Origin of the sequence: Mesorhizobium sp. B2-1-3 (genome assembly GCF_006442495.1) — a bacterium.
In the GTDB taxonomy this organism is placed as follows: Bacteria; Pseudomonadota; Alphaproteobacteria; order Rhizobiales; family Rhizobiaceae; genus Mesorhizobium.
Genome location: NZ_VFWL01000003.1, coordinates 245,005 through 270,106 on the forward strand (window position 1 = coordinate 245,005; position 25,102 = coordinate 270,106).

A 25,102-nucleotide genomic window follows, 5' to 3' on the forward strand; every position below is an offset into this window, starting at 1 on the left:
GCCGCGGCTAGGCCACGTCGGACGGGGGGACACCCGCCATCAGATCTCTCAAAAGGGGAGCAAGGGTTGGGAGGGGACAACCAAAGATAATACGGCGGCTAGGAAGCCAGGCGCTTTGCAGAGCGACAACCCAGTAGCGAACCCTCTTTTCGCCCTCGATGCGAAACCCAAATATCGGCCCGCCGCTCATGCCAACGACACTGGAGATCTGCAAGCCGTCATCGATCTCTCCAACAAATCGCGGGTAGGTGGTCTGGCGCGTGCCAGGCGGGAGCGTCTCATGTCGCAACACGCGAAACATGGTAGGCGAGACTGCGCCGTTTCCCGAAGCGTCAATCGCGGGCGATGTGAATTCCTGAGGCAGACCCAGCATCGCGTAGCCATCAAAGCAAACTCGGTGCTGGTGAATCCACCGCTCCTCATCGAGTGCTACTGTTCCGTTCTTCGCCAGAAGGTTGGTATAGTAGGGACGCAGAGGAATGGCACCAAAATCGAGCCCCTGTTCATCGTCATCGACGATGTAGAATGGCTCGTTTCTCACATCGAACGGAATTGGATTGTCTGTGACACGGCCTTGAGCGAACGTGTCAGCCAGAACGACATCGATGACTTCGATCCTGTCATCGGCGAGTTTATCCTTGAGATCGGCCAGAACGTGTCCTGCGGTGACGAAGCAGGTGGAGCCTGCGATGTCGATCAGCGTGCCATTGTATGCCGCAAAAGAGAGCGCTTCCTGTTTGGAAGCGCTTACTAAACGATAGGTCACGCAGATCGCCACGAGATGACGGCCGAAAAACTGCAGGCCGTCGCTTTCGCCCCACTCCCGGGTATCGCTGGTCTGATCCATCTGCCGGCTTGAATCCTTCAAGCGTAGCAACCTGCACGATTGGACCTGGCTAGGCAACCTTTGCGGCACACGCGCATCTTGCCTGCAGCGACAGTGCCGCGCGCCAAGCAAGCCCAGCGGCGCGGTCGTCCGCCTCAGGGAATCGATATGGTGGATGTTCTCGTTGCAGCTAATAGGGCCGTGTGGGTCGCAAGGTATCGGTGGGAAGAAAATGCCCGCGGACCCAACGCACCAAATAGTCGACGAGAAACGGTAGATCTTGCACATGCCGTTGAATCGTACGCAGCAACGCAACGTAGTCCGATCGCCCTTTGATCAAGTGCTCGAGCAACAATCCGGTCGCAGCCTGCCGGAATGGGTAAGTAGAACCATCCGACCAGAGGTCACGAAGACACTGTAGCGCCGCCAGCACGTGGGATTTTGGCTCCGCGCCTCGCCCACCTATGACCTCGCACAAAGTCCGGTACAAATATCCCGGTGCCTGGCCTTCGGCGGCGTCGAGTCGAAATGCGCGAGCCAGAGCAATGCCCGAAACTCCAATGTATGTATGGCCGCTATCTACCAAGTCAGCTGACCAGCGAATGAACGTGTCGAAGTCAATATGGCCGTGTTCGGCCGCGACCCCGAACACTTGATGAAGCCATGCACTACGGCTCCATCCCATAATGTGCGCAAACTCCCTGATAGGCCGATCGTCGCTGATCAATAGATGCTTGTTCTGGATGGCCAAGGCTACGCTGTCGAAGAAGTCGCTCTTCCCACCCTGCAAGAATTCAATCAATTCCTTGGGCAGTTCGTCGGTCAGAAGCAACGGACAAACGTGGGCATTGGTTTCGACCCACGCTATCGCCTTGTCGATATCTTCGAGCCAGGTCTTGACGATCTCCGGAGCGACTTCCGTCGCAGCGATCCGTCCGTTGTCGTATTGAGCCGTCTTGAGGCCGTCTTTGAGAGAAAATTGAATTTGTTCACGACGGGCAAGCAACCGGTCAGATACGCTCTGAGGCAGATGAATTCGACCACACGTTGCCTCGATAGTCTCGAGAGCCCTCAACCGCCAGCCTGTCCAGAATGCCAAGAGATCCAGCGTGCATCCCTGGATCGCGTTCTCACGGACGGCGATTGCGGCGGTATCTCGTTCAGCCTCGTTGCCGATCGCGACTTTCAGCGGCACTCCCTGGGACGCCAGCCCAGCTGCGACCTCGATCGTGTCGACGCCGATGCGATGCGCGAGCATAGCAAGTGGCCACGGTCCGTTCGTGTAGGTTTCCTGCTCCTGCTTGACCCAGTCAAATCTTTGCTTCAACTCGGCGATCAGGTCATTGAGTCCGTCGGGTCGCTCAATATCGATTGACACCTTCCGAAACCCAAATATTTCGGGAAAGCGGCCCTCATGATGCTCCATCACGTAGTGAAGTCGGGCGACGTACTTGTGGCGAAGCGCTATAATCTGGCCCGGCCTGCCAGATGGATCCAGGAACCGATCACCGCTTGAAAGTCCTATGAGTGCTCGGACGAGCGGATGGTCAGGCTCCCAGGATTCATTGTCGAGTCGACGGAGATCGGGATCCGGCTCGACCACCAGAAAGAGCCGCTCGCCGTCGTCGTAGCTGAGGTCCACCGCAACGTCAGATGCAACGACTCTAGCATTCCACGATCGATCTTCGTTGTCGGTACGGCCTTCCTCGATGACGAGCGCCGAAAGCGTCATCCATGCCTGCGATCGATCGCGGTTCTCGAGAAAGAGGCGATACGCAAGAGCCGCCGCCCTATCGAGGTAGCCAAAGTGGCCAAGCAAGCTTGCAATTCGAAAGCGATCCTTAAGGCGTCGGTATCGAAGAAATTCCAGGGGGTGATCGAGTTCGGCGACGATCTCCGTCGATTGATTCTGACGGAGCAGGATTTCAATTCTCAGAAGGCGCGCGTCCGCATCCGAAGCATCGAGACTCAAAATCCTTTCGACGGACGCACGCGCCGTAGAGAGGTCGCCAACGTTCCACGCGTGAGTTGCGGTTGCCCAAAGTACGTCGGGTGTGTCGCGCACGATTGGTGCTGCACGCTGGAGCGCATTCCGAAAAGCCTCATCCCGACGGGCCGCGGCGAGGCACTGCAGATACATCGTAGTCAGGGGACCGGGACGGTTCAGGTCGACAGCGCTGTCCAAGAGTGCGGCAGCTTCCTCCGGCAAGTCGTTGTGGCGAAGCTGGTCGGCGACTTGATATCGCGTGACGACATCAACCGTGTCGGGCAAGCCCTCCACAATTTTTCGCAGGCGAGTCGTGATCTCATCATTACCAACGCCGGTTTTCTTGTCACAGCGGATAAGGAGCAACTCAGCCTCGACTTTATCCGTGCCCAGCTGTCGAAGGGCTTCCACCGCCTCCCGCACCCTTCTTTCGTCATCGAGAACAAGCGCGAGTTCGCCGATGAGATGCCATCGTGAGCTTGCCAAGGCAGGGCTCAGCTCGTCCGGATCAATAGCCAACACCCGACCCAATGCTCCCGAGGGGTCATCGAGTGCGACTAGGTCAGCGGCGAGAAACTGGTTCTCGGGATCACGATCGCCTTCCAGCGTCGCCAAGGCATCCTTCGGTCTGCTCTGGCCAATCAGAGATAACGCGAGAAGACGTCGCAGCTGAGGCTCGCCGTGAACGACGGCGGCTGCGCGCTTAAGCAGTGTCTCGCATTCCGCGGGCCGATCCCCCAGCCGCAGGAGGACGCCAGCGTTGTTCAGATAGGCAACAAGATCATGTCGATCGGCAAAGCCGATTTCCAGCATATGTTCCGCAACTGCCTTCATATCGTTGGCCGCGGTGTTGAGTTCATCGGGACTGATCGGGCTACGGGCTCCCGGAACGGTGGCGCCGGATGTCACGACTATAGAGAGCGTTGCAACGGCCCCAATTCGCTTGAATTCCGCGACCTCGGGATGCTTTCGTGCAAGCTGACGATTTCGCTCTGCCCAATCGGAGACGTTTCGACGGCTGTAAAATTCTGCCAGACCGAGATCCGCATGAGTGCTATCGACGAGATCCGGCGGGATGAGCGAATGTGGGTCGCCGGCGAAATCTGATCGCGCCGCTGCTTGGAGTAGATAACCTATCGCATGATCGGCACGCGGCGTACCGGCCAAAGCCTTTTGCGCAAGATCCATGGCCTCGGAATATCGTCCCTGAATCGTCCGGGCCAAGGCGAGATTGGCATTGGCATTCGGATCATCAGGGCGGATCGAATGCGCCGTTTCGAACCGCCGTGCCGCGTCCGGCTCCCGGCCCAGATCGAGAGCCGCCGCGCCCAGGTTGGTTTCAATCCGAAAGCGGGCCCACGGCTTCTTGTCCAGGACCTCCTTCTCTAGCAGCCCAAGAAGTGCCTTCTCCGCAATAAGCGGCTGATCCTCTCCCAATAGATCGCGAAATGTATCGATGCGGGCATGCAACGCCGGATCCTCGCTGGAGAGACTGCTATTCGATGAGCTATCTGTCGGTAAGGAAACAAATCCCATTTGCCGAAGCTGTTCGCCGACTTGCAAGGCAATCTGTCCCGCCAAGTCGCCTGGAGCGCGGTCTCCCGGTAATGGCTGCTGTGGGGCAGACGTGGATACCGAAGCCGGGAAGAAAAAGGCGTACGCCCGCTCATGGAGGGCGATCAGGACCTGGAGCGCTCCCCAACCATAGAGTGAAACCGTCAGGTCGTGGCCCTCTTCCCGCAGGGCTTTCTCAACGGCAACCGCTGCATCGGTCGCATGGGTATCGTCTTCCGCGGTTGTGGCAAAAATGATCTCCTTCAGTGCTGCCTCGAGTTGCAGCGCCGCCCGGCAATCGGAGAGGATTTTCGCCTGCTTGAGCGGCTTTGTGACCCTTCGGCATTGGACGCCGACATAGTGGTTGGGATCGCCATTGCGACGTCCGATTACATCGATTCCGCGCTGATCCTGCCCGCCGCGGCCGTACTCAACGGTGTTCGGGTCGTTCAGCTCATCGCGAAACAAGATCACACACCCGCGCTGCAGCGCCTGCCAATCCTTAGGTTTTGGGATTTCGTGGGCAAGTCGCGTTGATAGCGGCACACTCTGGTCAGATGGTTGCCGGAAGACGCGGCTGGGGAGGTCAACAAGTACCTCGTTGCTGTTTCCCGATTTGCCCTGGTCGCCCGTTTCAGCCATCAGAAGCTGACGCCTACGATCTTTACGCCGATCCGGTCGGCGAGTTCGAGCAACTCGGAATAGATGTCAGAGTTGCCGGTCAAATCGAGCGACGCGCCGGACTGCACCAACATGTTTGCCGGAATTCGGTCGCCAAACAGCATCACCGCGAGAGCCCGGTCGTCCTGCCGAGAAATCCAGCAAAGTCCCTGGATATCTGGGCATTGTGCGTGAATGGCTTCAGCCCAGGGGCGTGTTGCAGGATATCGGTCCTTCTCAGTGTCAATAATCTGGCTGCGCTTGATGCCGAGTTTCCGCAACGCGGTGACGCTCAAATCAGCTAGGACCAAATCCCTCCGTGGCACCACCTGCGAATAGACTTGATCGGCTAGTTTCACCTTGTCGTAAGTCTTCAGGCCTGCGGTGAATGGCACATCGTGGAAGACGGTTTCCATGGCCGCACAGTCGAAGGTCGTACCGCCATAGAGAGTTGGGACACTTGCCCCATTTGCACGCTTTATCGGGCTGAATCGGGCGTTGCCTTTAAAGCCTGGATTGAATTCCGCGCCGGCATAGAGATTCAAATGTATGCGATGGATAGTTTGGTCCGCTGGCCATATCGCTCGCGTTATGTTGTCGTGCAAATCGTTCGATGGGACGGGAACTGGTGTTGTCAGGGGTCCCCGTCCAATCTTTGATTTAGCCATGGAGTGCGCCTACCAACTCATCCTCGGCCGCCGCAAGAACGCGCTCGGGTTGCGCAGCGAGCACATCTTGCGGACGCTTGCCTCCGAGGAAGCTATTAACGGATGCAAACCAATAGGCGAGCCCCCAGTCATCCTTCTTCCCGTGTAAGACGCTCAGAATTTTAGCGAGCGTTTTCATCGGCCGATATCCGGTGGCGGAATCCAGAGCGTAGCCAGGGAAATAGTCTATACCCCGATGCCGAACGGCAAAGATCTGACCCTCTTTCTTCCACTTGTTTGGCTGTGCACTTGGGTTGCTTGTGCTGAACCCAGCCATCTTAGCGATTTGGGGAGCGGTTAGCCAATCGCCGCTTTCCAGCACGGCCTTTCTTGCCTCGGCCGCCATCCGCGCCTCGACAAGCATATGCTGTGGGGGCGGAACCTGAGGGACCAGGGCCTCAATTATCGAGTTGATTGCCTCACGCTGGCGACGCATCAGGATGGTTCGAACCAACGGCGCAATGCTGACGACCGTGTCGGCTAGCGCCCGAACTGCGGGTTCGCTCCCATGCTCGAACGTTAGTGCGATGACCTGCTCCGCTGTCAGCCGATCAAGTTGGTCGCCAACCTGCTTAGGCGTTCCGGTGAGTGCGCCAAATCCCGATAGTTCGATGGTGTCATTAGAAAGTGCCATGATATCCAACTCCGTTGGTTTGGTGAGGGTGATTACATATATAGCATGATAACCGATCTCATCAAGAGTGTCGACTTGAACTCTGGGCTGCCGCTTCATCCGGGCGGTCGGCCTTTCGGGTGATCGGGTGCGCCGCCAAAATTTATCCTGGGCTCACTGCCTTCCGATTCGTCTCGTTATGGCCGCACGTGATATGTTCGTGGTATGTTCGGCACGCATCAGGTAGAGTGTCGGGCAGCGACCTACGGTATCAAGCTAGAATGGTGCGCACGGAAAAAGCCCGATTACGACCGAGCGATTGCGCGGTTTGCGTGTTCGGACGCCGAAGCCGACACCTGGCTGGAGGGTTTTGCCGACGACACCTACCAAGCCAAAGAGCTGCGGTCGACGCGGACGCGGCCGATCACACCATCGAAGAACCCGGCGAGCAGTACTTCAACGCTGCCAAGGATGAAGGCCGTCGTGAAGCTTCGTCGGGGAGGCGGCCGCAAAATATCGGAATTTCGCCCCCGGAAAATCCGACAGGCTGCCGCTGAACGACGTCCCGCAGTGTTTCGTCGTCATAAACTGATTGTACTGCCACAACACCACACGGTCGCCTCCCACTGCACGGCACAAGCCACAAGCGCGCTGTTCCTAGGTAAATTCCAGCAAATTTAGATGGAACTTATCGTGAACATACACTAACACTGCTTAAGTCGTCGGAATTTTTTTGAGGGAAATCATGGCTCGGACTTGGAATCGTGATCGTGCTGCGAAACGCATTCAAACTAGGCTGAGTGAAGTCCGCCTCGAGGACATTGAGATCCGTAAATACGTTCGCGACATAAACCTCGACAACCTTCCGCGCACGGTAGCTTATCGCGTGGATGGCGTGCATTTGTATGCCGATATCGTCAATCTCGATGATATGTTGAACGTAACGACCGTGGAGGGTGAAACCTGCCACAAACGGACCTTGCGTTTTCTTAACCTCCATTATCGCGCGGTGCATCGAATTCTGCAGGAAGTCGACGCGCTTTTCGTTGATTTTCACAATCAGCGCTTACATTCAGTGGTCACCAAGCCGTACGACACTGAAGACGGGCGTATCCATCGCGCCGTGGCAATTGGTCAGTTGATCATTGATGTCCTGAAGCGAACAGGTGAGGACGCCGACCACCCTGCGGCGAAGGTTCGAGTGGGTATCGACAGTGGGAAGGCCGTTGCCGTCAGCAATGGCCGTCGCGGCCACCGCGAACCACTTTTTTTGGGTGAACCCGCCAACCATGCAGCCAAGCGGGCTGGGGGAGGGAAAGCTACCGGGATTTATCTGACGAACCTCGCGCGCAAAGTGATTGGATTGAAGGACGTCGACAATCCAGACGTCAATCCGCTTTCGGCGTCGGAAATCGAAACATCGCAAAAATCAGCCAATCTGAGCGTGACAGCAGATCAGATCGTCTCTGAGTGGAAGACTGACTTGACCAACAACCCAATTGGTTCTTTCAGCTTCAGCGGTCACACGCCGCCGTACAGCACTCTCGATATTGAAACGCTGTCGGTCCGGAATTCGCGCCGGCAAGATGCCGCGACAGTTTACGGCGACATCGACAACTTCACCAACTACGTCAGCGCAAACATTGGCGACGACAGTGGTGCAAAGCACGTCGTGCGCGCTCTTCATGTCATTCGCAGCGAGCTCGATGCCGTTCTTCACAAAGACTTTTCAGGCCGGAAGGTTCGTTTCATCGGCGATTGTGTGCATGGCCTTCTAGTCGAGGGCACTGCTCAGACTACCGATAGCGAGACGACGATCAGCAATATGGTGCTCTGCGCCGGTGGGATGCGAAGCAGTTTCGACCTGGCAATCGAGAAACTGCAAGATGACGGCACTGATGCGACAGACCTTGGGCTTGCTGTTGGGTTCGAATTCGGACCGATGACAGTCACGAGACTCGGGGTAAAAGGCGCGCTTGTCCGGTGTTCTGTAAGCCGGGGAGTCATACAGGCGGAACGGGAGCAGCATCGTTGCGGAGAACATGAAACCGCTATCGGGCAGAATGCTTATGACAAAGGCAATGATGCAGTTCGCGGTATTTTTGGTTCGAGGCGGAAGCGCGCCAATTTGGACTACGATGTAGCCGTTACCGAGTTGTCGTCCAAGGGCGACAAGGTCGCCAAAGCAGCGGCGGCCTTTGCAACCGCCGGCTTACTGAAACCAGCGTCGGCTCCCGCAAGTCCCTACAGTTTTCAGAATCGCCCGACCGGACCAGCCAAGAAAGACGGCTTTTCTTGATCTGGTATTTTCAGAACGCGGATCGATCGCGGCACGAGCGGCTCGCCATCGAAGCGCTCGTTGGGGAAGTCCAATGGTTACGCCCGCTCGATTGGCGAATCGATGAACATCTTCGTTTGGTTTGGGACGCCGACATCTTGATCGGAGAACGCATATTTCCGATTTATCTTCGATATCCCAACCATTTTCCTCATTCACCGCCGCTCGTGATGCAACGAGGCGATACGTCTAGATGGTCCAGCCACCAGTGGGGAGCTGGCGGTGAGTTATGTCTTGAAATTGGCGCCGACAACTGGAACTCGGATTTTACAGGCGCAGATATGGTTCGAAGTGCCTATAGTCTGCTTGAAATGGAGGTGGAGCGAATACCAAGCTCCGAAATTCCATCTCGGCATCAGACGACCCTCGGCCAGGACCTTCGTTGGACGGTGAGCCGGCTTGCAGCGACGACATCTTTGCTGGAATTTGCCGCCACTCAAGACGTGCCCCTGGAAGGGAAGGTCGACTGCATAGTACACGACGAAGCCGTCATATATTACGCTTCACTTTTTGCTCGGAATGGTGCCGAAGTCTGGCGTGACGCGTCAATCCCAAAGCCCCTCCGAGCGGAATCCTTCAACATCGACGGGGTTCTAATTCCATGGCCGTCGGCAACGAGCCTTCCAACCATTGCGACAGTTAAAGACTTTCGCGCTGACTTGGCTGCCCAATGGTTCCCGCTGGATGATAATAGAAGGGTTGTCCTGCTTATGCAGGGCAAAGCGCTTCACGCCTTTCGGATGTATGGAGACTCCGTTTCCAAGGTGACCATCGTCGGTCCCGAGCTAGTCGTGGATCGACTGGGCGAGGACCATCGCTCTCTCTTGGAAAGGAAGGTGGCTATCGTAGGCTGCGGATCACTCGGTAGCAAGGTTGCAGCGAGCCTTGCCAGATCTGGCGTTGGGAATTTTCTTCTAGTCGATGATGACGTTCTTATGCCCGGTAACTTCGTGCGGCATGATCTCGATTGGCGGGATATCGTGACACACAAAGCAGACGGCGTTGCACGTCGCGTCCAGTTAGTGAATCCGATGGCCCAAACTGACATTCGTCGACAGCGGCTTGGCGGACAGGAGTCGAGCGGTAGTCTCGAAGGGCTCATCGAAGTCATCTCGCAGTGCGACCTTATTGTTGACGCGACATCTAGCGCAGAGGCGTTCAACTATCTGTGCGCCGCCGCCGAAAGTGGTGCGAAGCCAATGATATGGGCGGAAATTCACGGCGGGGGTATCGGCGGCCTGATCGCTCGTCATCGGCCAGGCATTGAGCCCGGCCCAGCACTGATGCGGCGAGTGATCGAAAATTGGTGCGCCGAGAAGGGACTCGTGGTTGAGCGCCCCGAAAGGTCATATGAGGATCGAAATGTAGGCATTCCTTGGGTCGCAGATGATGCAGATGTGTCTGTTATCGCAGCTCACGCCTCGCGATTCGCGATCGACCTGTTGATCCCTCGCTCGCCATCCATTTTTCCACACTCAGTATATTTCATCGGGCTTGCGGAAGGATGGCTGTACAGTGAGCCGTTCCATACGGAACCTGTTGACGTCGGACTGGCCTCTCAGGTTATTGCGGAGCAGAACATTCTCGACGAAGCCGACGTAGCTGCCGAACGGGCACGTATTATCCAAATACTTGGGAGATCATTTGGTCAAACTCCTCCTGCCGGATGATATAGCGTCGCGGCTCAATATCGCGCTGGCGAAAGCTAGACGCCAGGAGATCGGTGGTCTTATCGTCGGCGAGCACGTGACGGACGAAACGTTTCGGATTGTCGATATTTCAATCCAGACGAGCCATGGCACTCCCACACATTTCGAACGCGATCCTGTATTGCACGCGGAATTCCTGCGAGAATTTTTCGAGCGAACAGGCAGAGATTTTGAGCGGTACAATTATCTGGGTGAATGGCACTCGCATCCGAGCTTCGACCCGATCCCAAGTGCCGACGATGTCAGGACGATGCGATCGATTGTAAGCGACCCGAAAGTAGGCGTGAATTTCGCTGTCCTGTTGATTGTCCGTCGTACCGGCTCCACGAGGCTCGCCCTATCGGCGACCGCATTTTCCCAATTACTTCCTCCTGAGTCGGTGACCGTCGTCGGTGATGTTGGCACCGCAGCAAGGAAGAGGAGCCTCATGGAAGCCAGTCTGGATTGGCTCAGGAATTTGGTGTCTTAACGCCGAGTTGCCGCACGATTTTTCGGATTTGCGTGCAAACCGGTCCAAGGCGTGACGCCAGCGTGCTGGGATCGCCCGTTGCGAAAGACGCTGGCGTCAGACCATGGAGGTCCGACGGAAGGTTTATCCCCGTTTGGCGCGGATATACTAGGATACTGCGACGCCGACCAAGGCGTCCCATGAACATGCCAAGCTCAAAGAGCACGTTGTCTCGGATGGCAGAATTGCGAGCGCCTCGGCTGGTTTCGACGATGTCCTCGAATAGTGCGACCGCTACACCGAAATCGCTTTCGGCCACGGCTAGTTCCAGAGATTCAAGCGGATAGCCGCCCGCCCAGAAGACGCCGTTCGGCCACACGGTTGCAAGTACGTCATGCTGGAGACCGGTCTGGATTTCATTCGCAACGTCGAGCCCCTCCACAGACGACATTATAAACATCCTCGGCTTCTCGTTGGGGGTCGTCATGAGTCGATTGCGATCGAATAGCCGCCGCGACAACTCTTGGGCTACGGATTTCCAGATCAAACCCGGAAACTTGTCAGCCAAAGCCGAGAATTCTGCCCCCGACATCTTTATCGCTACGACCGTATCTTCAGCGAACACTGAGGCGGACCGCCGCTGGGAAGGCTCTATCGCGGCCATCTCGCCGACGTGCGCACCGGCCTTTAGAGTTCGCACCTCTTGACCTTTGACCACTACAGAGACGCCGCCGGCGACAAGAAAGAACACGTCGTTGTCCTCACCGCCTTCGGCAATGAGCGTATCCGCGGCCTTGTATTCTACGAGCTCGCCAGCCGTCGCGATTGCCTCAGCGACCGCTGCGTCACCACTGTCAAACTGCCGCTTCAGACTAGCGATAAGCGCCGAACTGTTGCCGCCTTCAAACCGCTCTTTCATATTCCCTCCCGGCAATGCATTTGTCTGAATCCTATGTATGTATTTGCTGGGCCTACAGGAAATGTTCGCGAGGGTACGAGGCTATGGAGTGGCCGGAGACGGCCAAATTATGAGCCGCGTGGTCCTAGGTTGCCAAAACTAGTGCCGACTGCTGAAGATTCTACGAGAATCTAGACGAAGCGCCGTTCCGGTAGATTGCCGATCTTCACTCGATGGTCCAACGCTCCCGTTGAGACGAGGTAGCCCATAATGCCGTCCTTTGATTTGATGAATGCCAACGTAGACTGCCCACTCGGGAACGTAATTTGTCCGGACGCGATCTCCAGCGCTGCGCTTTCTCCGGCGTAGTAATGGAACGTAATTGGGCGCTCCGTAACCTCAATCTCCAGTGCGTAAGTGCATGTGATATCCTTCACTTGGAAGCGCTGGCCCAGAGCGTCGATGACGTACAGTCCGTCCATCGGAGCAACGATTTGACTGTTGAGGGTCTGGCGGGTCGGATTGCGGGCCTCCGGGGGCAATTTGTCCATGATGAGGGATTGAATACCCTCGCCGGGGTAGGGCAAGCCGTCAGACGTATAGACTGCGGATGGATTCGTGACCTTTCGCCCGTTTTCCACCACGCCAACGCAGGCCCCGATCGCGGTGAAGTTGTAGAATTGGCCGACGATGGTGACGGTGCCAATCCATTCAAAGGATTCCGCCTCGGCCAAGTCCATGCATGTCAGGTTCAGTGCCTTTGCCTTGGTGCGGGCGGTGCGTGTAAAGCCGTTCGCAGCAACAACGATTCCGCGATGGATTCCAGTCTTTTCACACTTCTTAGCGAAGGCCTCAATCTGAGGAACTCCCACCTTTCGCCCTTGGTCCCTGCATTCAATGGCCGTCAGGTTGGGCCCGTGATGAGTACGACGGATAATCACCACGTCATGTTCGCGAAGCCGCCCGGTGTCCTTGTCGGGTAACCGTAAGGAGGAATCCACCGTCACGCCGTCATGGTGCGCGAACATACGCTCCAGGGTGGCAACGAAATTATGGAATCGCTGACCAGGTCGTTCATGAGAGGCGGTTTCTTTCACGGCGCAAATAGTACCACCATGGTGTCAGCGTTGCATCCCGTCTAAGACTTTGGGCTGGAGTTTATCCGCGACGATTGGCGAAGAACGTGTTTCTGGCCCATGGGGTCAGTCGGAGGAACGAGTGTCTGTCGGCGACGGTGCGACGCACCGAAGCTTGGCCGAGAATGAAGTCAACACGGGTTGAGGCTGACCGAGCGCCGTCGCCTTCAGGGTTGCGGGGATCCTTGCTGCGACTTTGGCTTGTTCGGCGAGCGTTGCGGGCGCCTCATGGGCTTCTCAGTAATAACTATGATTGAAGAGGTCGAGACCCCAGAGGAACATGTCTGAGTCAAGCGACGGCCCTGATCCCACGTCAGGGAGCATCGCAACATTTCGATGAATGGAAACGGGGGTTGTTCCTGGTTTGTGCTCAAAAAGCCGCATAAATGGCAGTCTGGTGCGACGTCCGGAATTATTGAGCATTTCACGGGGTAACCAGTCCGGAATTATGGGTTGCTGGCGGGCGGGCGATTGAAAACAGGAGAGTTTTCTGGCTGAGGGTAGGGGTTTCCGATCAAAGATCGAGTTTACTAATGGCCTCAATGACAGTTAATTCTGGATTGGCATTAAGCGATTGGATTTGCGTAGAATATAGCCGCCCTTATTGGTAAACCCGCTCACGGTCGACAACGGATTGGTCGACCCAAGACGACAGGATTGGTAAAACCTGAGCACCGAGGTTCAGCTCTATACTTCCTCCCCAATCGCTTGAGACTTGAGCCAGATGGCGTCAGTATCTCAGCGTTGGCGCTTGCGCACGACGGCGACGGCCTGATTAATTCCGGACAGCGACAGATAATTCTGGACGGCACACCATGCGGAGGCACTTCGCTTTGCGGTCCCAAACCATCACTTCTCAACCAAGCTGTTGCTCTGGCTACAAGGGCTGTGAGGTGCGGACCTGTGATTTGTCAAATGCAGGAATCCCTCGCTATTACTTGTCCCCGATGTGCAAGGAAGGCCTGCTCGTGAAGGTCGGTAAGGGCGGTATCGCGCCGCAGTGGTCGATGCGCCTGCTGTTTCAAGGGCCTCACGCATCTTGTCGACACTGCTGACCCGAGCATCCTGGCCGGCCTCAAAACGATTACCGTAGTCCCTTCACTCCGGCCGCCTTGACTAGGCCGAGAGTGCTTCTAAGCGCGTCATGCGCTTGCGATCTACATCGCTTTGGGGTCATGTCCTTCGACCCGAATGCAAAGCTTGCCGCGCCATATTCGTCCTTGACGCCACAGCTCATGAACGAGCGACGCCAAATGCAGGAGCAGACGCCTCAGAGTTTGGCCAGCGTAGCCAGCATCGCGATAGTCCGCAATGTAGTTGTCGACGTGAGGGAGTGAGGCCGCAGCCTCCACCTCGTGGCCCTTACGCTGCAGTTTCTTGACGGTGCGTGCTCTTATATAACGTGAGCCGCCAATGACCACAATTTTCATGTTGCGTCTCCTTGCCAGCATTGAAACCAAACATGCTCGCCGTCGTGCGTGCCGTTCCCGGTCAGCGTTTCGCCACTATCCTTTGCCGAGATCGTGAGGAAGTCGTGCCCGGAAGCCATTCGTTTCGTCTGGAGGTCTATCGCCTCGCGCTGGAAGGAAGCGCCGGCCTCCTCAAGCGCGATGTGGTCAGCCGAACTGCAGGCGAAGGAACTGTAGTAGAGTTTCACGATCTTTCTCTTGTCTGAATGCAGATGACGTTCCGCAAATGGAGGGGCACGAGCCCGTTCGGCCACTTGGCGCCGGTCGTTCCGGATAGCGCGTTGGAAGGCTCGCACTTGGCAGGAAAGACGGCTACGGTGCAGACAGGTAGGTATGCCTATGCCGAGGTGTGAGCGCGCCGAGACAATTGTTCTTTGATTGCCGCGCGCGCCAAGCCTGGCGTGAGAAATGGTCGCCGGAAGAGCCAAGACCGCCTGTCGCCGCATGGCGTTCTCGGTTATCAGGCCAATCCTTCGCTGAGGAAATAATAAGCGAAAGTATCGGGCGCACACACTGTTGGCACAATGACTGATATCCCGCCTCGGCCCCCATGGTGCCACTTGAGCAAAGAGATGACCACGGCCGCAGACATGCCTGCTCGATTGCCGCCGGCGCGATGAAGCACTTTCCAGCAACAGAGACCTTCATCATGAGCAATCCTGGCGAACCCGAAAGACGGCCCGCCGAGCTGGTGTTACCTGTTGAAGACCTTGCTACGGTCGAGGTCGATTTCTCTTCGCTGGTGCCCGGCACATCTGTGGTCGCGCAATGGCGCGGCAACCGGCGTGAGCATCGTCAGCGCTTGGCGCAGCACCTATCACGGCTCGCGAATTCACACTGCATCCTAGTGCGGCCATGCCAAAGCCGCGTCCTATGAAGCCTACTGGCCCTGGAGCTCGAACCAGCGAATTGATGTCCGGTGGCGTTCCCGGCTTCCCCCAGTAGGTTAGTGGGCGCCGCCGGCTGCTATATGACCCGGCTTCTTTAGCAACAGGACGGCCGACAACGCGATTATTAAGCTAACGCCAAGCAGGAAGAAGGTGTCGTTGAAGGCCATGACGAAGGCCTGCTGGCGTACCCTCAGCGCGATCGCAGCAATCGCTTTTTGTGCAGCGAGCGCCTGGTCGTTGATACCATGCGAATGGAAATAGGCGGTGAGCCGCACAATGCGGACGCGCGTTGCCTCTTGAAACAGGGATACCGATTGTACCAGCACGTTCGAATGGTACTGCTCGCGCTTGGTGAGGAAGGTTTGCAGCAGCGCGATGCCGACGGCGCCGCCGAGGTTGCGGGTCATATTGAACAGGGCCGAGGCAGAGCCGGCATTTTCCGTCTCGATGCCTGACGTGGCTATTGCCGAAAGCGGCGCCAATATAAGGGCTTGGCCGATGGCGCGCACGATGTTCGGCCAGAACAGCTGGTCGCCGGCATATGCTCCGCTCATGTGGACGTTCATGAAGTTGGATGCGGCAAACAGGGCGAAGCCGATCGCGATGACGAGACGGATGTCGAAGCGCTGCATAAGGCCAGGTACAAGCGGGATCAGGACAAGCTGCGGCAGGCCGGTCCAGGCGAGCACCATGCCGATCTGCTCGGCATTGTAGCCCTGAATGCGGGCGAGATAGACGGGTACGATGAAGACCGATCCGTAGAGCGCGACACCAAGCAGGAAGTTGGCGAGGACGCCGAAGCCGAAGTTGCGGCGTACCAGCAGTCTGAGGTTCAGCAGCGGATGGCTCGAAGTCAGCTCGATCCAGACGAACAGGGTCAGCGACACCGCGGCGACGATTGCCAGCCGCGCGATAAAGGGCGAGCCGAACCAGTCGTCTTTGTTGCCTTCCTCAAGTATGGTCTGCAGGGCCGCCAGTCCGATGGCCATGGTGACAATGCCCGGCCAGTCGCCTTTGGCGAGCAGGCCAAGCCGCATCGGTTGGCCGTCGAGCGAAAACCACAGCATGCCGACCATCAGCGCGCCCGGCACCAGGTTGACGTAGAAGATGTATTGCCAGCCCCAGTTCTCGGTGAGATAGCCGCCGATGGTCGGGCCTATCGCTGGCGCGAAGGTGGCCGACAGCGCGAACAGGGCCAGGCCGATCGGCTGCTTGGCTTTCGGCAACATCGTGATGACAATGGTGAAGGCGAGCGGGATGAGCACGCCGCCGGTAAAACCCTGGATCGCTCGTAGGACAATCATCTGACCTAGATTGGCGGCGAAGGCGCAGGCGACCGAAAAGACGAGGAACAGCACCGCGTTGGTGATCAGATAGATCCGCAGCGAGAAGACCTGAGACAGCCAGCCGGTCAGCGGGATCACCACAATCTCCGCTATGAGGTAGGACGTCGAGATCCAGCCACCGTCATCGATGCCAGCCCCAATCGCCCCCTGGATGTCGGCAAGCGAGGCATTGACGATCTGAATATTGAGCACGGCCATGAATGCTCCGAGAGCAGAGCCGACCACCGCCACCCAGACCCGCAGCGAATTGGCGGCACCAGCAGATCCGGCCGCGTTCTGGACGTCGCCGGCCGACGTCGGAAGCGAGGAGACGGCGGTTTTCATTGCTGCAACTCCTCAAGCGCCAGTAAGAACGGCGCCAGTGTCAATCATCGCGAAACTGAGGAACGACCGTCGGCCAGCACGGCCGCTTTGGTGTTAATGGTCGGCTCGACGGACATGCCGGACCTGAGCAGCCCGTCGAGCTTGTGATTGTCGATGGAGATCCTCACCGGGATACGCTGCACGATCTTGGTGAAGTTGCCGGTCGCGTTGTCGGGCGGCAGCAATGCGAATTCCAGGCCGCTCGCCGGCGACAGGCTGTCGACCTGACCAGTCAATTCGACGCCAGGGAAGCCGTCGACGGCGACGCGCACCGGCTGCCCGGGACGCACATGAGCGAGCTGCGTCTCCTTGAAGTTGGCGACGACATAGACGGCATGCAGCGGCACCACAGCCATCAACTGCGTGCCTGATGCCACATACTGTCCAACCCTGAGCGTGCGCGCGCCGACCGTGCCGTCGACCGGTGCCGTGATTGTGGCATAGGAAAGGTTCAGTCGGGCCTGATCGGAAGCTGCCTCGGCGCGATCCGTTTGGGCAACGGCACTGTCGCGCTCGGTGGCGAGTACGTCGATCTTAGCCTTTGCGGCGGCTAGGGAAGCCTGGTCGCGCTGCAACCCGGCGATGAGTTGATCGGCCTGGGCGCGGCTTGCTTCGGCTTTCTGCGCAGTACCGGTGCCGCTCCTTGCCAACGTCGCATAGCGGTCGGCGTCGGTGCTGGCGAACGCCAGCGAAGCTTGCGTTGCGGCGACTGTCGCCTTTGCCTGCAGGATCAGCGACTGCTGGAGCGCGATCTGTGCGTCGAGATTACGGACGGCCGCCTCGGCGGCCTCGACCTCGGCATCAGCCTGGGCGAGCGCGGCACGGAAGTCGCGGTCATCGATGCGGGCGAGAACCTGCCCGGTCTCGACAGTCTGGTTGTCATGCACCGGCACATCGGCAATGTAGCCCGATATCTTCGGCGCCACCGTCGTGTAGTCGGCTTTCAAATAGGCGTCGTCGGTAGACTCCAGATACCGGCCTGCGGTCCAGTAGCCATAGCCCCAATCACCTCCCGCGGCTGCGCAAATCAGAAACGTCGCCGCGAATGCGATCCGCTTGAGGCGGCGGCTCCTAGATACCGCCGCAGTGACGTCGCCGGGAGTAGCTTCCGTACCAACCGGCAAGGCACTCGGCTCTTCCGCCGAGGGCCGAGCTGGCTGCTCGACGAAGGCAGCCGGCCGCGGCTGAGGCACGGCCGCGCCGGGTGCGTTGGAGAAGTTGGTGGTCGCGGGCATCTCGGACATCTCATTCGTCCTGACGTTCATCGTGCTTTGCGCAAGAGCGGAATGCCCCTGTGCTCAAAAATCGGAAGCCGGACAGGTAAGAAGCTCGCCTGCCTCTTCGTTGGCTGCAGAGAGAAACCGGAAAAACCCCTGCTTTCGTCGTCCGTACCTCGTCCGGTTGACACGGCTCGAAGTACATATTGCGATATCCGAGCCGAAAATCATCTGCACCAGCGTATAGGGAGGTGGCTGCGATAGCAGCGATGAAGATGGTCGTTCTGATCGTTCTCTTGCTCCTGTTTGTGAAGGGGGATTGCCTGCCGATCGGAGCGGCAGCCAGACTGGGCTCTTGTCGGGGGGAGGCGGCGCGAGCCTACGACCTGACTAGGGTGAGCAGGTCAGGATTTGATAGTGTCGGCCTGCGTCGTGCACATGCCGTGCGGAAATTTCTCATAGACCTTGAGTGTTGCTCGCTTCAGTGTTCGCGAGAGTAGCGCCGAGTCATGGATCGGAACGATCTAGTCGTCGTCGCCATGCATCACGAACGGAGACAAGTCGATTGACTTGGAGGTGTTCGGTGAAGTGGGTCTCCGAAAAGGCCTTGATGAATTGAATCTGGGCATTGGCGGCGCCCATCATGTGTGAACGACGCTCGCAATGGCTTCGCGTCGGATCGGTTGAACACTTAGAACGGGCCGCTCGCAAAATCGAGATAGAACTGCGCCCGACTTGCAGCGCTTGGCTCAGCCCGTCAAAAACTTCGATAGGCAAACCACTTGGATTGGCAGGCGTCTCAAGATCGGTGGCACTGCCGGAGGCCGGCATCGCGATCACCCTGAAGCCGGCATTGCGATACACGCTGTGGACGGCCGATCTTGGCAGCTTGGAGGCGAGCGGGCATTTGGCCTTTGCCCCGAACGAGTGTTGCGGCAAACATTACGAAAATACCGGCATGGCGAAGATGAATTTCACGGGGAGTTCCGGGGACTGCTCAGCGTAGTTGAGGCGAGGCCCGAGGCTTTCTGTATGTCGGTGAAGGCATGCGTTTTTAACGGCTAGGTTTTCGATTTCTCCGCGTGAAAGGCTATAGCTTCAATCGGGACGTGTAGGTGCCTCACCCGGAGGTTTGGTCACTCACATCTCATGGATTTCCATGAGGTGCGGCTGCGGCGTGGTCCGGTTAAGATCGGAAAAACGAATTCACGAGCCCAGATGGTCAATGATGAGAGTTAAAGAAGGCGCTGACAGTCTCCGCCTTTCATTGTCCGGCAGGAGAAGACAATGACGACAGCGTTCAACTCGCTTGGCGAACCCGACGCGGAAGCGTTGCGGGCGGCTCGGATCATTGAAAGCGTGGTCGGCAATGGGTGGGCGACAGACGCGGCCGGCAGATTCAGCTATGTTACTCCCAGCACGCTATCGCTTCTCGGCACGACGCTGGAGGAGTTCAACACTTCGTCAGAAGGTGGCCCCGCGGGTTGGAAGCGGCTAATCCATCCAGACGACTATGACCGAGCCGTGGCCGAGTGGCGTCGCTGCCTGCAGACAGGTGAGCACTACAATGTGGAGCACCGCATTTTGCGCGCGAGCGGTGCTTACGGTTGGAGCCGAATCTCCGGACAGCCGCTGTGCGATAGCGAAGGTAACGCCGTTGCATGGTATGGCACATTGATTGAAGGCGATTCGCCGTCCGCAGCCACAGAGCGATCCGCTGACGTGATCATTGCGGCCGAGAAGGAAGCAGCCTCCGACGCTCACCATTCCCTGAGACTGGTCCATCCGGACGACCGGACAGCGGCGGCGCACGCAGTCGCCCGCGCGTTCTGGACAGGTGTCCCCCAGGTAACGAGGCACAGGCAACTGCAGGCCGACGGAAGTTATCGCTGGAACGAGACCCGATCGGAGCCCGGCTACAGTGTCAGTGTGGACATTGATGATCTGGTGACAGATGGGGAGCCGCTTTCCGGGGCGAACCTGGATCACTTGGTTGAGAACAATGCCGGGCCAATTCGATCGGCGAAAATCGTTGAAAGCATATTCGGGAACGGATGGGCGTTCGATGCGGCGGGTAGATGGATCTACCTGCATCCGTTCGCGCTGAGCTCCCTCGGGGTGACGCTGGAGGATCTGAACGCTCAATTGAACGAGGGGTACACCGCCTGGAAGCGTTTGCTTCATCCAGACGACTATGAGCAGATCGCGGTTACCTGGCGCCATTGTCTGAGGACCGGCGATCATTTCAATGTCGAGTTTCGCTTTCGGCGCGCAAACGGCACCTATGTATGGGCCCGAACCGCCGCGCGGCCCGCGCGCGACAGCCAGGGTCGTATCACGGGATGGTATGGAATCGCGCTCGACAACGATGTCTACAAGAAAACCGTGGCGGAGCTGCGCGGTCGGGAGCGGGAACTTTCTCAGCTCGTCGACATGGTCCCAGTCCAGATCAGACGGCTGACGCCTGAAGGCGAGCCGACCTTCTTCAACAGACGTTTGCTTGACTTCTTCGGTCTCGACGGTGTGGCGGATCTGGACAAGCCGGGGATGAGCCGGCAGGCGGCGGCCATACAGTCCCTCGTCTATCCCGAAGATGCGGCACGCCTCCTGGAGACCGTCCGCCACTCTCTGGCTACCGGCGAACCATACTCCATGAAGTATCGAATGCGCCGTGCGGACGGAGCGTACCGCTGGGTGGATGGACGCGGCGAGCCGCTGCGTGATCACAGCGGCGCGATTGTTCAGTGGTATGTGATCTCTATCGACGTCGACGACGAGATGCGCGCACAGGAAGCGTTGCGCGACCGGGAGCGGGAACTCTCGCAACTGGTCGACATGGTGCCGAGCTTCCTCTGGCGCCTGTCTGCGTCGGGCGAGCCGGTCTTCTTCAGCAAGCGAATGGTTGAGTATCTCGGCCTTGACGTAGGAGGATACGAGAATGTCGGAGGAAATGGCCTGAAGGCGGCCATTGCGGCTGTCGTACATCCCGATGACGCCGCCACGCTGGAAACAGCGATCAACCACTCGGTCACCACCGGGGAAAGCTTCTCCCTGAACTATCGCCTGCGTCGTGCTGACGGCGTCTTCCGATGGATGTCGGGCCGAGCGGAACCGATGCGGGACGAGTGTGGGACTGTCGTCCAATGGTACGGTCTTTCGCACGACATCGACGACCAGGTGAGGGCAGAAGAAGCGCTGCGGAAAGCCAACCGGCAACTGGAGCAAATGATTGACGCTGTGCCCGTGAATCTCCTGAGCTTTGCCCCTTCAGGCAGGATCACCTACACCAGCAAGCGATACCTGGAGAAGGTCGGTTCGCCACCGACGCACATCAATAATTTCGATGCCCTGGCCCGGGACCTGGCCCATCCTGAAGACTTTCCGACAATGTTTCGGAGGGCTTCGAATGGCTTTGCGTCCGGCCAGCCTTTCGTGAACCGCTTTCGTCGACGCGAGAAGGATGGCGTGTACCGCTGGATAGAAGCACGAGCGCAACCGTTAAGGGATACCGATGGCGCGATCGTTCAATGGTATATGGCTTCAATCGACATCGAAGATGAGATGCGGGCGCAGGAGGCATTGCGCGAAAGAGAGCGCGAGCTTCAGCAGCTTGTCGATGCCTTGCCGGTCCACATCTGGAGCTGGACGCCCGATGGCAAGCTTGCGTACGTCAATAGGCGGTCTTTGGAGGAACTCGGCATCTCCGGGGCAAACTTCGAAGACTTCACGAGGGTGGCTCGAGATCTGATTCATCCCGAAGACGCTCTCGAGGTGCTCAATAGGTCAGCCAGCTGCCTCAAAACTGGCGACTCCTTCATCATGCGGTATCGCCGGCGTTGGAAAGACGGCAGCTATCGCTGGATAGAAGGGCGTTGCGAGCCTCTGCGCGATCGGGACGGAGCCATCGTTCACTGGTACCAGGTCTCCATCGACATCGACGAGGAGATGCGCGCACAGGTGGCGCTGCGCGAGAGAGAACGTTCGCTGTGGCAGCTGGTTGAAACGCTGCCGGTGATGATCGATTGCGCCGCACCGAATGGTGAGCCGATATATCGAAGCCGTCAGCTCCGCGAGTTCCTCGGATATGAGTTGGAGGTATTGGACGGTAAGGGAAAATCCCGCCTTTCCGGGACACTCGACGAAGGCGTTCATCCTGACGACCTGGCGGGCGTCAAAGCGAACTATGCTCATTCGTTGGCCACTGGCGAACCGTATGCGCGGAGGCACCGTCTGCGTCGCTTCGATGGCGAATATTGCTGGGTCGATACGCGCGCGGCACCGATGCGCAATGCAGAAGGGGCGATTGTTCAGTGGAACGTCGTCTGTCTGGACATCGACGGTGAAGTTCGCACGCAAGAAGAGCTGCGCCTGGCGCAAGAGAGACTTGCACGCGCGAGCCAGGCGGCGAGTCTCGCCGAGCTTTCAGCCTCTATAGCGCATGAGGTGAACCAGCCTCTGGCGGCTGTTGTCGCCAATTCATATGCCTGCCAGCGTTGGCTCACGGCCGATCCGCCAAATATCGAGCGGGCGCAGAAGACTGTGGAGCGTATTATCCGTGATGCCAACTCAGCTGCGGATGTCGTCAGCCGTATCCGCGCCTTATTCAAGCAATCGGCAGACGCGATGGCTTACACAGCACTCGACAGCGTCATCGCGGAGGCGCGCGACCTCATCGCCGAGGAGGCGGTGCGGCGCCGTGTTCGTCTGGATATCGATGTCGAAAGCGACCTTCCTATTGTCGCGCTCGATCGGGTGCAGATCCAGCAGGTTCTGGTGAACCTCATCCGCAATGGGATCGAGGCGATGGACTCTGTTACCGGTGACAAGGTTCTTGGACTTCGCGTGGGCCGTATAGGGGACGCGATCCAGATCGAGATCAGCGATTGTGGCCCGGGCATTGAGTTTCCTGACCGAATATTCGAGCCGTTCTTTACGACGAAAGAGCATGGCATGGGCATGGGACTCGCGATCTGCCGTTCGATCGTCGAGTCCCATGGCGGACGGTTGTGGGTGGAGAAGAACGACCCGCACGGAACGGCGTTCGTCTTCACGATGCCAGTTGAAATGAAAGCGGCAGCATGACGCCCCACGATCAAATGGTCTTCATCGTCGATGACGACGTGCGTATTCGGGAAGCGCTTGGTGAGCTTCTGGAGTCCCATGGCATGCGCGCCGTAGCGTTCGGATCGGCCGGCGACTATGTCCTTGCCGACAAGCCGGACGTCCCCGCCTGCCTGATCCTCGATGTGGAATTGCCTGACATCAACGGTCTAGATCTGCAGAAGCAGATCGCCGAGGGCGATCATCCGCCGATCGTCTTCATAACGGGGCATGGCGACATCCCGTCCTCTGTGCGTGCGATCAAGCACGGCGCTGTGGACTTCCTGACAAAGCCTTTCAGCGATACGGACCTCATGGTCGCGATCCGGGCAGCGATCGCCCAGGACCGGGAAAGGCGATCAGAGCGCGCCGAACTCACCGTGTTGAGGCAACGCTATCAAGAGCTCACGCAGCGAGAACGCGAGGTGCTGCCGCTCGTTGTGAGTGGCCTGCTCAACAAACAGGCCGCGGCTGAGTTGGGGATCAGCGAGGTCACGCTGCAAATCCATAGACGGAACGTGATGCAGAAAATGGTTGCGGCATCACTCGCTGATCTCGTGCGCATGGCGGAGCGGTTGGAGATACCGATCAGCCACTCTCGACGAACGGGAGGGAACGGAGTGTGAGCAAGGTGCGACCTGTCGTGGCGATTGTCGATGACGACCCAAGATTGCTCGAGTCGCTCGAGAACCTTTTGGAGTCTGCGGGCTATGCTGCCCGCATCTTCTCGTCGGCGGGATCACTGCTCGTCAGCGGGCTGTCTGACGTGGACTTGCTCATTACCGATATCGGGATGCCTGGTACGGACGGCTTTGAACTTCGTGACTTGGTCAAGAAGACGCGTGCGGACCTGCCGGTGTTCCTGATCACCGGTCGTCACGAGATAGCCGATCAGCACCGCGCCAAAGGCATCAGCGGGTTTTTCCGAAAGCCCTTCGATGGCCAGGCCCTGCTTGCGGCTGTGAGCGACGCTTTACGCAACCAAGAACCGAGGGATGAACATGAGAGTTGACCAACCGCTCTTGCAGAGATCGACGCCGGTGTCACGGCAGCGGAACGCCGAGCCGCAGCAGCCGCTCGTCATCATTGTCGATGACGATGCGTCTGTTCGGGAGGCACTGTCGGAGTTGATACTGTCGATGGGCTTTGAACCGGTCTGCTTCGCTTCGACCCGAGAATTGCTCGACGCTGACGTCTTGGACAGCCCCGGTTGCTTGATCCTCGACGTCCGCATGCCAGGGGCAAGCGGCCTGGATCTACAGCACCATCTTGCGTCAAACGGCAATCCCAAGCCCATCATCTTCCTGACTGGGCATGGCGACATACCGATGACTGTCCAGGCGATGAAGGCGGGCGCGGTGGATTTTCTCACCAAACCGGTGCGCGACCAAACACTCCTTGACGCCGTGATCGCGGGCATTGCGGTGGATGCCAAGCGGCGGGCAGATGCGGTGGTCGTCAAGCGCAACATCGAGCGTGTCGAGACGCTGACCCCGCGCGAGCGCGAGGTGCTGCATGAAGTGGCGCGTGGGCGCCTCAACAAACAGATCGCTTTCGACCTCGGCATCAGTGAAGTGACCGTCAAGCTTCACCGCGGCAATGTCATGCGCAAGATGGAAGCAGCTTCCATCGGAGAGCTGATCCGGGCCTGGGAAACGCTGCCCCCGCCGATGCGCGAGGCCGGCGCGGCCAGGACTTTCGAAAGGGTGAACCTCGCCTCCGTCCGATAGGATCGCCCAGCGGCTGGCGCTTCTCCGTTAAGAGTAGCCTGCCCAGGACGATCCGGACTCAGACAAATTTTCATGAAGTTTAGAGCGATGATCGCCGCGTGTAACCTGGTG

18 protein-coding genes and 1 pseudogene are annotated in these 25,102 nt (G+C 58.2%); 8 read left to right on the forward strand and 11 right to left on the reverse strand.

Translation table 11 applies throughout. From position 1 onward, the window contains the following. Positions 1 to 7 precede the first annotated feature (7 nt). The 4 genes from FJ973_RS08345 to FJ973_RS08360 all read right to left on the reverse strand — a co-directional run bounded on the left by FJ973_RS08345 (position 8) and on the right by FJ973_RS08360 (position 6,467). A complete protein-coding gene (locus FJ973_RS08345; protein WP_140523103.1) occupies positions 8 to 847 on the reverse strand; it encodes a hypothetical protein in 840 nt (279 codons plus the stop codon). A 169-nt stretch (positions 848 to 1,016) separates the two neighbouring features. Next, the gene (locus tag FJ973_RS08350; RefSeq protein ID WP_140523105.1) at positions 1,017 to 5,009 is read right to left on the reverse strand and encodes a tetratricopeptide repeat protein; all 3,993 of its coding nucleotides are present in this window, start codon (positions 5,007 to 5,009) and stop codon (positions 1,017 to 1,019) included. Then, positions 5,009 to 5,695, reverse strand: coding sequence for an RES family NAD+ phosphorylase (locus FJ973_RS08355; RefSeq protein ID WP_140523108.1), 687 nt, complete (start codon positions 5,693 to 5,695; stop codon positions 5,009 to 5,011). The genes FJ973_RS08350 and FJ973_RS08355 overlap by 1 nt, the downstream gene beginning before the upstream one ends. Further along, complete coding sequence (locus FJ973_RS08360) at positions 5,688 to 6,467, reverse strand: hypothetical protein (RefSeq protein WP_224656323.1); 780 nt, start codon at positions 6,465 to 6,467, stop codon at positions 5,688 to 5,690. The genes FJ973_RS08355 and FJ973_RS08360 overlap by 8 nt, the downstream gene beginning before the upstream one ends. A gap of 625 nt (positions 6,468 to 7,092) precedes the next feature. Here FJ973_RS08360 and FJ973_RS08365 point away from each other — a divergent pair. From FJ973_RS08365 to FJ973_RS08375, 3 genes are read left to right on the forward strand one after another with little or no spacing between them, the layout of a single operon-like run. Further along, entirely contained in the window at positions 7,093 to 8,646 is a 1,554-nt protein-coding gene (locus FJ973_RS08365) for an adenylate/guanylate cyclase domain-containing protein (protein ID WP_224656322.1), read from the forward strand. Further along, positions 8,643 to 10,355 (forward strand): ThiF family adenylyltransferase, encoded by a 1,713-nt coding sequence (locus FJ973_RS08370; RefSeq protein WP_140523110.1) that lies wholly within the window; start codon positions 8,643 to 8,645, stop codon positions 10,353 to 10,355. The genes FJ973_RS08365 and FJ973_RS08370 overlap by 4 nt, the downstream gene beginning before the upstream one ends. Continuing rightward, positions 10,330 to 10,863, forward strand: a complete 534-nt coding sequence (locus FJ973_RS08375; protein WP_181165402.1) for a Mov34/MPN/PAD-1 family protein — start codon at positions 10,330 to 10,332, stop codon at positions 10,861 to 10,863. Before FJ973_RS08370 ends, FJ973_RS08375 begins: the two co-directional genes overlap by 26 nt. On the opposite strand, the gene FJ973_RS08380 is transcribed toward FJ973_RS08375, so the two are convergent. Together FJ973_RS08380 and FJ973_RS08385 are read right to left on the reverse strand one after the other, a co-directional pair. Beyond that, the gene (locus FJ973_RS08380) at positions 10,844 to 11,761 is read right to left on the reverse strand and encodes a TIR domain-containing protein (protein ID WP_140523116.1); all 918 of its coding nucleotides are present in this window, start codon (positions 11,759 to 11,761) and stop codon (positions 10,844 to 10,846) included. The genes FJ973_RS08375 and FJ973_RS08380 overlap by 20 nt on opposite strands. Before the next feature lie 170 nt (positions 11,762 to 11,931). Continuing rightward, positions 11,932 to 12,837 carry a restriction endonuclease gene (locus FJ973_RS08385; RefSeq protein WP_140523118.1) on the reverse strand — a complete coding sequence of 302 codons (906 nt, stop codon included), beginning with the start codon at positions 12,835 to 12,837 and terminating at the stop codon, positions 11,932 to 11,934. An 854-nt stretch (positions 12,838 to 13,691) separates the two neighbouring features. Between FJ973_RS08385 and FJ973_RS31735 the strand changes: the two genes are divergently transcribed. After that, on the forward strand, positions 13,692 to 13,931 hold the full coding sequence (locus FJ973_RS31735) for a type IV toxin-antitoxin system AbiEi family antitoxin domain-containing protein (RefSeq protein WP_347439601.1): 240 nt from the start codon (positions 13,692 to 13,694) through the stop codon (positions 13,929 to 13,931). Between the two features lie 102 nt (positions 13,932 to 14,033). Here FJ973_RS31735 and FJ973_RS08395 read toward each other — a convergent pair whose 3' ends face one another. The 5 genes and pseudogenes from FJ973_RS08395 to FJ973_RS08420 form a co-directional block, all read right to left on the reverse strand. After that, positions 14,034 to 14,306, reverse strand: coding sequence for an SDR family oxidoreductase (locus FJ973_RS08395; protein WP_140523121.1), 273 nt, complete (start codon positions 14,304 to 14,306; stop codon positions 14,034 to 14,036). Next, positions 14,303 to 14,533: a hypothetical protein gene (locus tag FJ973_RS31150; RefSeq protein ID WP_140523124.1), complete on the reverse strand. Its 231-nt coding sequence runs from the start codon at positions 14,531 to 14,533 to the stop codon at positions 14,303 to 14,305. The genes FJ973_RS08395 and FJ973_RS31150 overlap by 4 nt, the downstream gene beginning before the upstream one ends. A 758-nt stretch (positions 14,534 to 15,291) precedes the next feature. Further along, positions 15,292 to 16,905, reverse strand: a complete 1,614-nt coding sequence (locus tag FJ973_RS08410; protein ID WP_140523129.1) for an MDR family MFS transporter — start codon at positions 16,903 to 16,905, stop codon at positions 15,292 to 15,294. A gap of 44 nt (positions 16,906 to 16,949) precedes the next feature. Next, the gene (locus tag FJ973_RS08415; RefSeq protein WP_140523132.1) at positions 16,950 to 18,188 is read right to left on the reverse strand and encodes an HlyD family secretion protein; all 1,239 of its coding nucleotides are present in this window, start codon (positions 18,186 to 18,188) and stop codon (positions 16,950 to 16,952) included. A 352-nt stretch (positions 18,189 to 18,540) separates the two neighbouring features. Then, positions 18,541 to 18,962 (reverse strand): annotated as a pseudogene (locus FJ973_RS08420) (alpha/beta hydrolase); the annotation flags it as partial. Between the two features lie 486 nt (positions 18,963 to 19,448). Between FJ973_RS08420 and FJ973_RS08425 the strand changes: the two are divergent. From FJ973_RS08425 to FJ973_RS08440, 4 genes are read left to right on the forward strand one after another with little or no spacing between them, the layout of a single operon-like run. After that, a complete protein-coding gene (locus FJ973_RS08425; protein ID WP_140555425.1) occupies positions 19,449 to 23,243 on the forward strand; it encodes a PAS domain-containing protein in 3,795 nt (1,264 codons plus the stop codon). After that, a complete protein-coding gene (locus tag FJ973_RS08430; protein WP_023767341.1) occupies positions 23,240 to 23,887 on the forward strand; it encodes a response regulator in 648 nt (215 codons plus the stop codon). Before FJ973_RS08425 ends, FJ973_RS08430 begins: the two co-directional genes overlap by 4 nt. After that, positions 23,884 to 24,273 (forward strand): response regulator, encoded by a 390-nt coding sequence (locus FJ973_RS08435; protein WP_013896619.1) that lies wholly within the window; start codon positions 23,884 to 23,886, stop codon positions 24,271 to 24,273. The genes FJ973_RS08430 and FJ973_RS08435 overlap by 4 nt, the downstream gene beginning before the upstream one ends. Further along, the gene (locus FJ973_RS08440; RefSeq protein WP_140523140.1) at positions 24,263 to 24,991 is read left to right on the forward strand and encodes a response regulator transcription factor; all 729 of its coding nucleotides are present in this window, start codon (positions 24,263 to 24,265) and stop codon (positions 24,989 to 24,991) included. The genes FJ973_RS08435 and FJ973_RS08440 overlap by 11 nt, the downstream gene beginning before the upstream one ends. Positions 24,992 to 25,102: the final 111 nt, after the last annotated feature.

Bases quoted from the DNA above. Each gene is read 5' to 3' on its own strand.
- FJ973_RS31735 (WP_347439601.1), top strand. From the start codon at position 13,692: ATGCGGAGGCACTTCGCTTTGCGGTCCCAAACCATCACTTCTCAACCA.
- FJ973_RS08365 (WP_224656322.1), top strand. From the start codon at position 7,093: ATGGCTCGGACTTGGAATCGTGATCGTGCTGCGAAACGCATTCAAACT.
- FJ973_RS08360 (WP_224656323.1), bottom strand. From the start codon at position 6,467: ATGAAGCGGCAGCCCAGAGTTCAAGTCGACACTCTTGATGAGATCGGT.
- FJ973_RS08425 (WP_140555425.1), top strand. From the start codon at position 19,449: ATGACGACAGCGTTCAACTCGCTTGGCGAACCCGACGCGGAAGCGTTG.
- FJ973_RS08440 (WP_140523140.1), top strand. From the start codon at position 24,263: ATGAGAGTTGACCAACCGCTCTTGCAGAGATCGACGCCGGTGTCACGG.
- FJ973_RS08415 (WP_140523132.1), bottom strand. From the start codon at position 18,188: ATGTCCGAGATGCCCGCGACCACCAACTTCTCCAACGCACCCGGCGCG.
- FJ973_RS08345 (WP_140523103.1), bottom strand. From the start codon at position 847: ATGGATCAGACCAGCGATACCCGGGAGTGGGGCGAAAGCGACGGCCTG.
- FJ973_RS08395 (WP_140523121.1), bottom strand. From the start codon at position 14,306: ATGAAAATTGTGGTCATTGGCGGCTCACGTTATATAAGAGCACGCACC.
- FJ973_RS08350 (WP_140523105.1), bottom strand. From the start codon at position 5,009: ATGGCTGAAACGGGCGACCAGGGCAAATCGGGAAACAGCAACGAGGTA.
- FJ973_RS08430 (WP_023767341.1), top strand. From the start codon at position 23,240: ATGACGCCCCACGATCAAATGGTCTTCATCGTCGATGACGACGTGCGT.
- FJ973_RS08410 (WP_140523129.1), bottom strand. From the start codon at position 16,905: ATGAAAACCGCCGTCTCCTCGCTTCCGACGTCGGCCGGCGACGTCCAG.
- FJ973_RS08355 (WP_140523108.1), bottom strand. From the start codon at position 5,695: ATGGCTAAATCAAAGATTGGACGGGGACCCCTGACAACACCAGTTCCC.
- FJ973_RS08380 (WP_140523116.1), bottom strand. From the start codon at position 11,761: ATGAAAGAGCGGTTTGAAGGCGGCAACAGTTCGGCGCTTATCGCTAGT.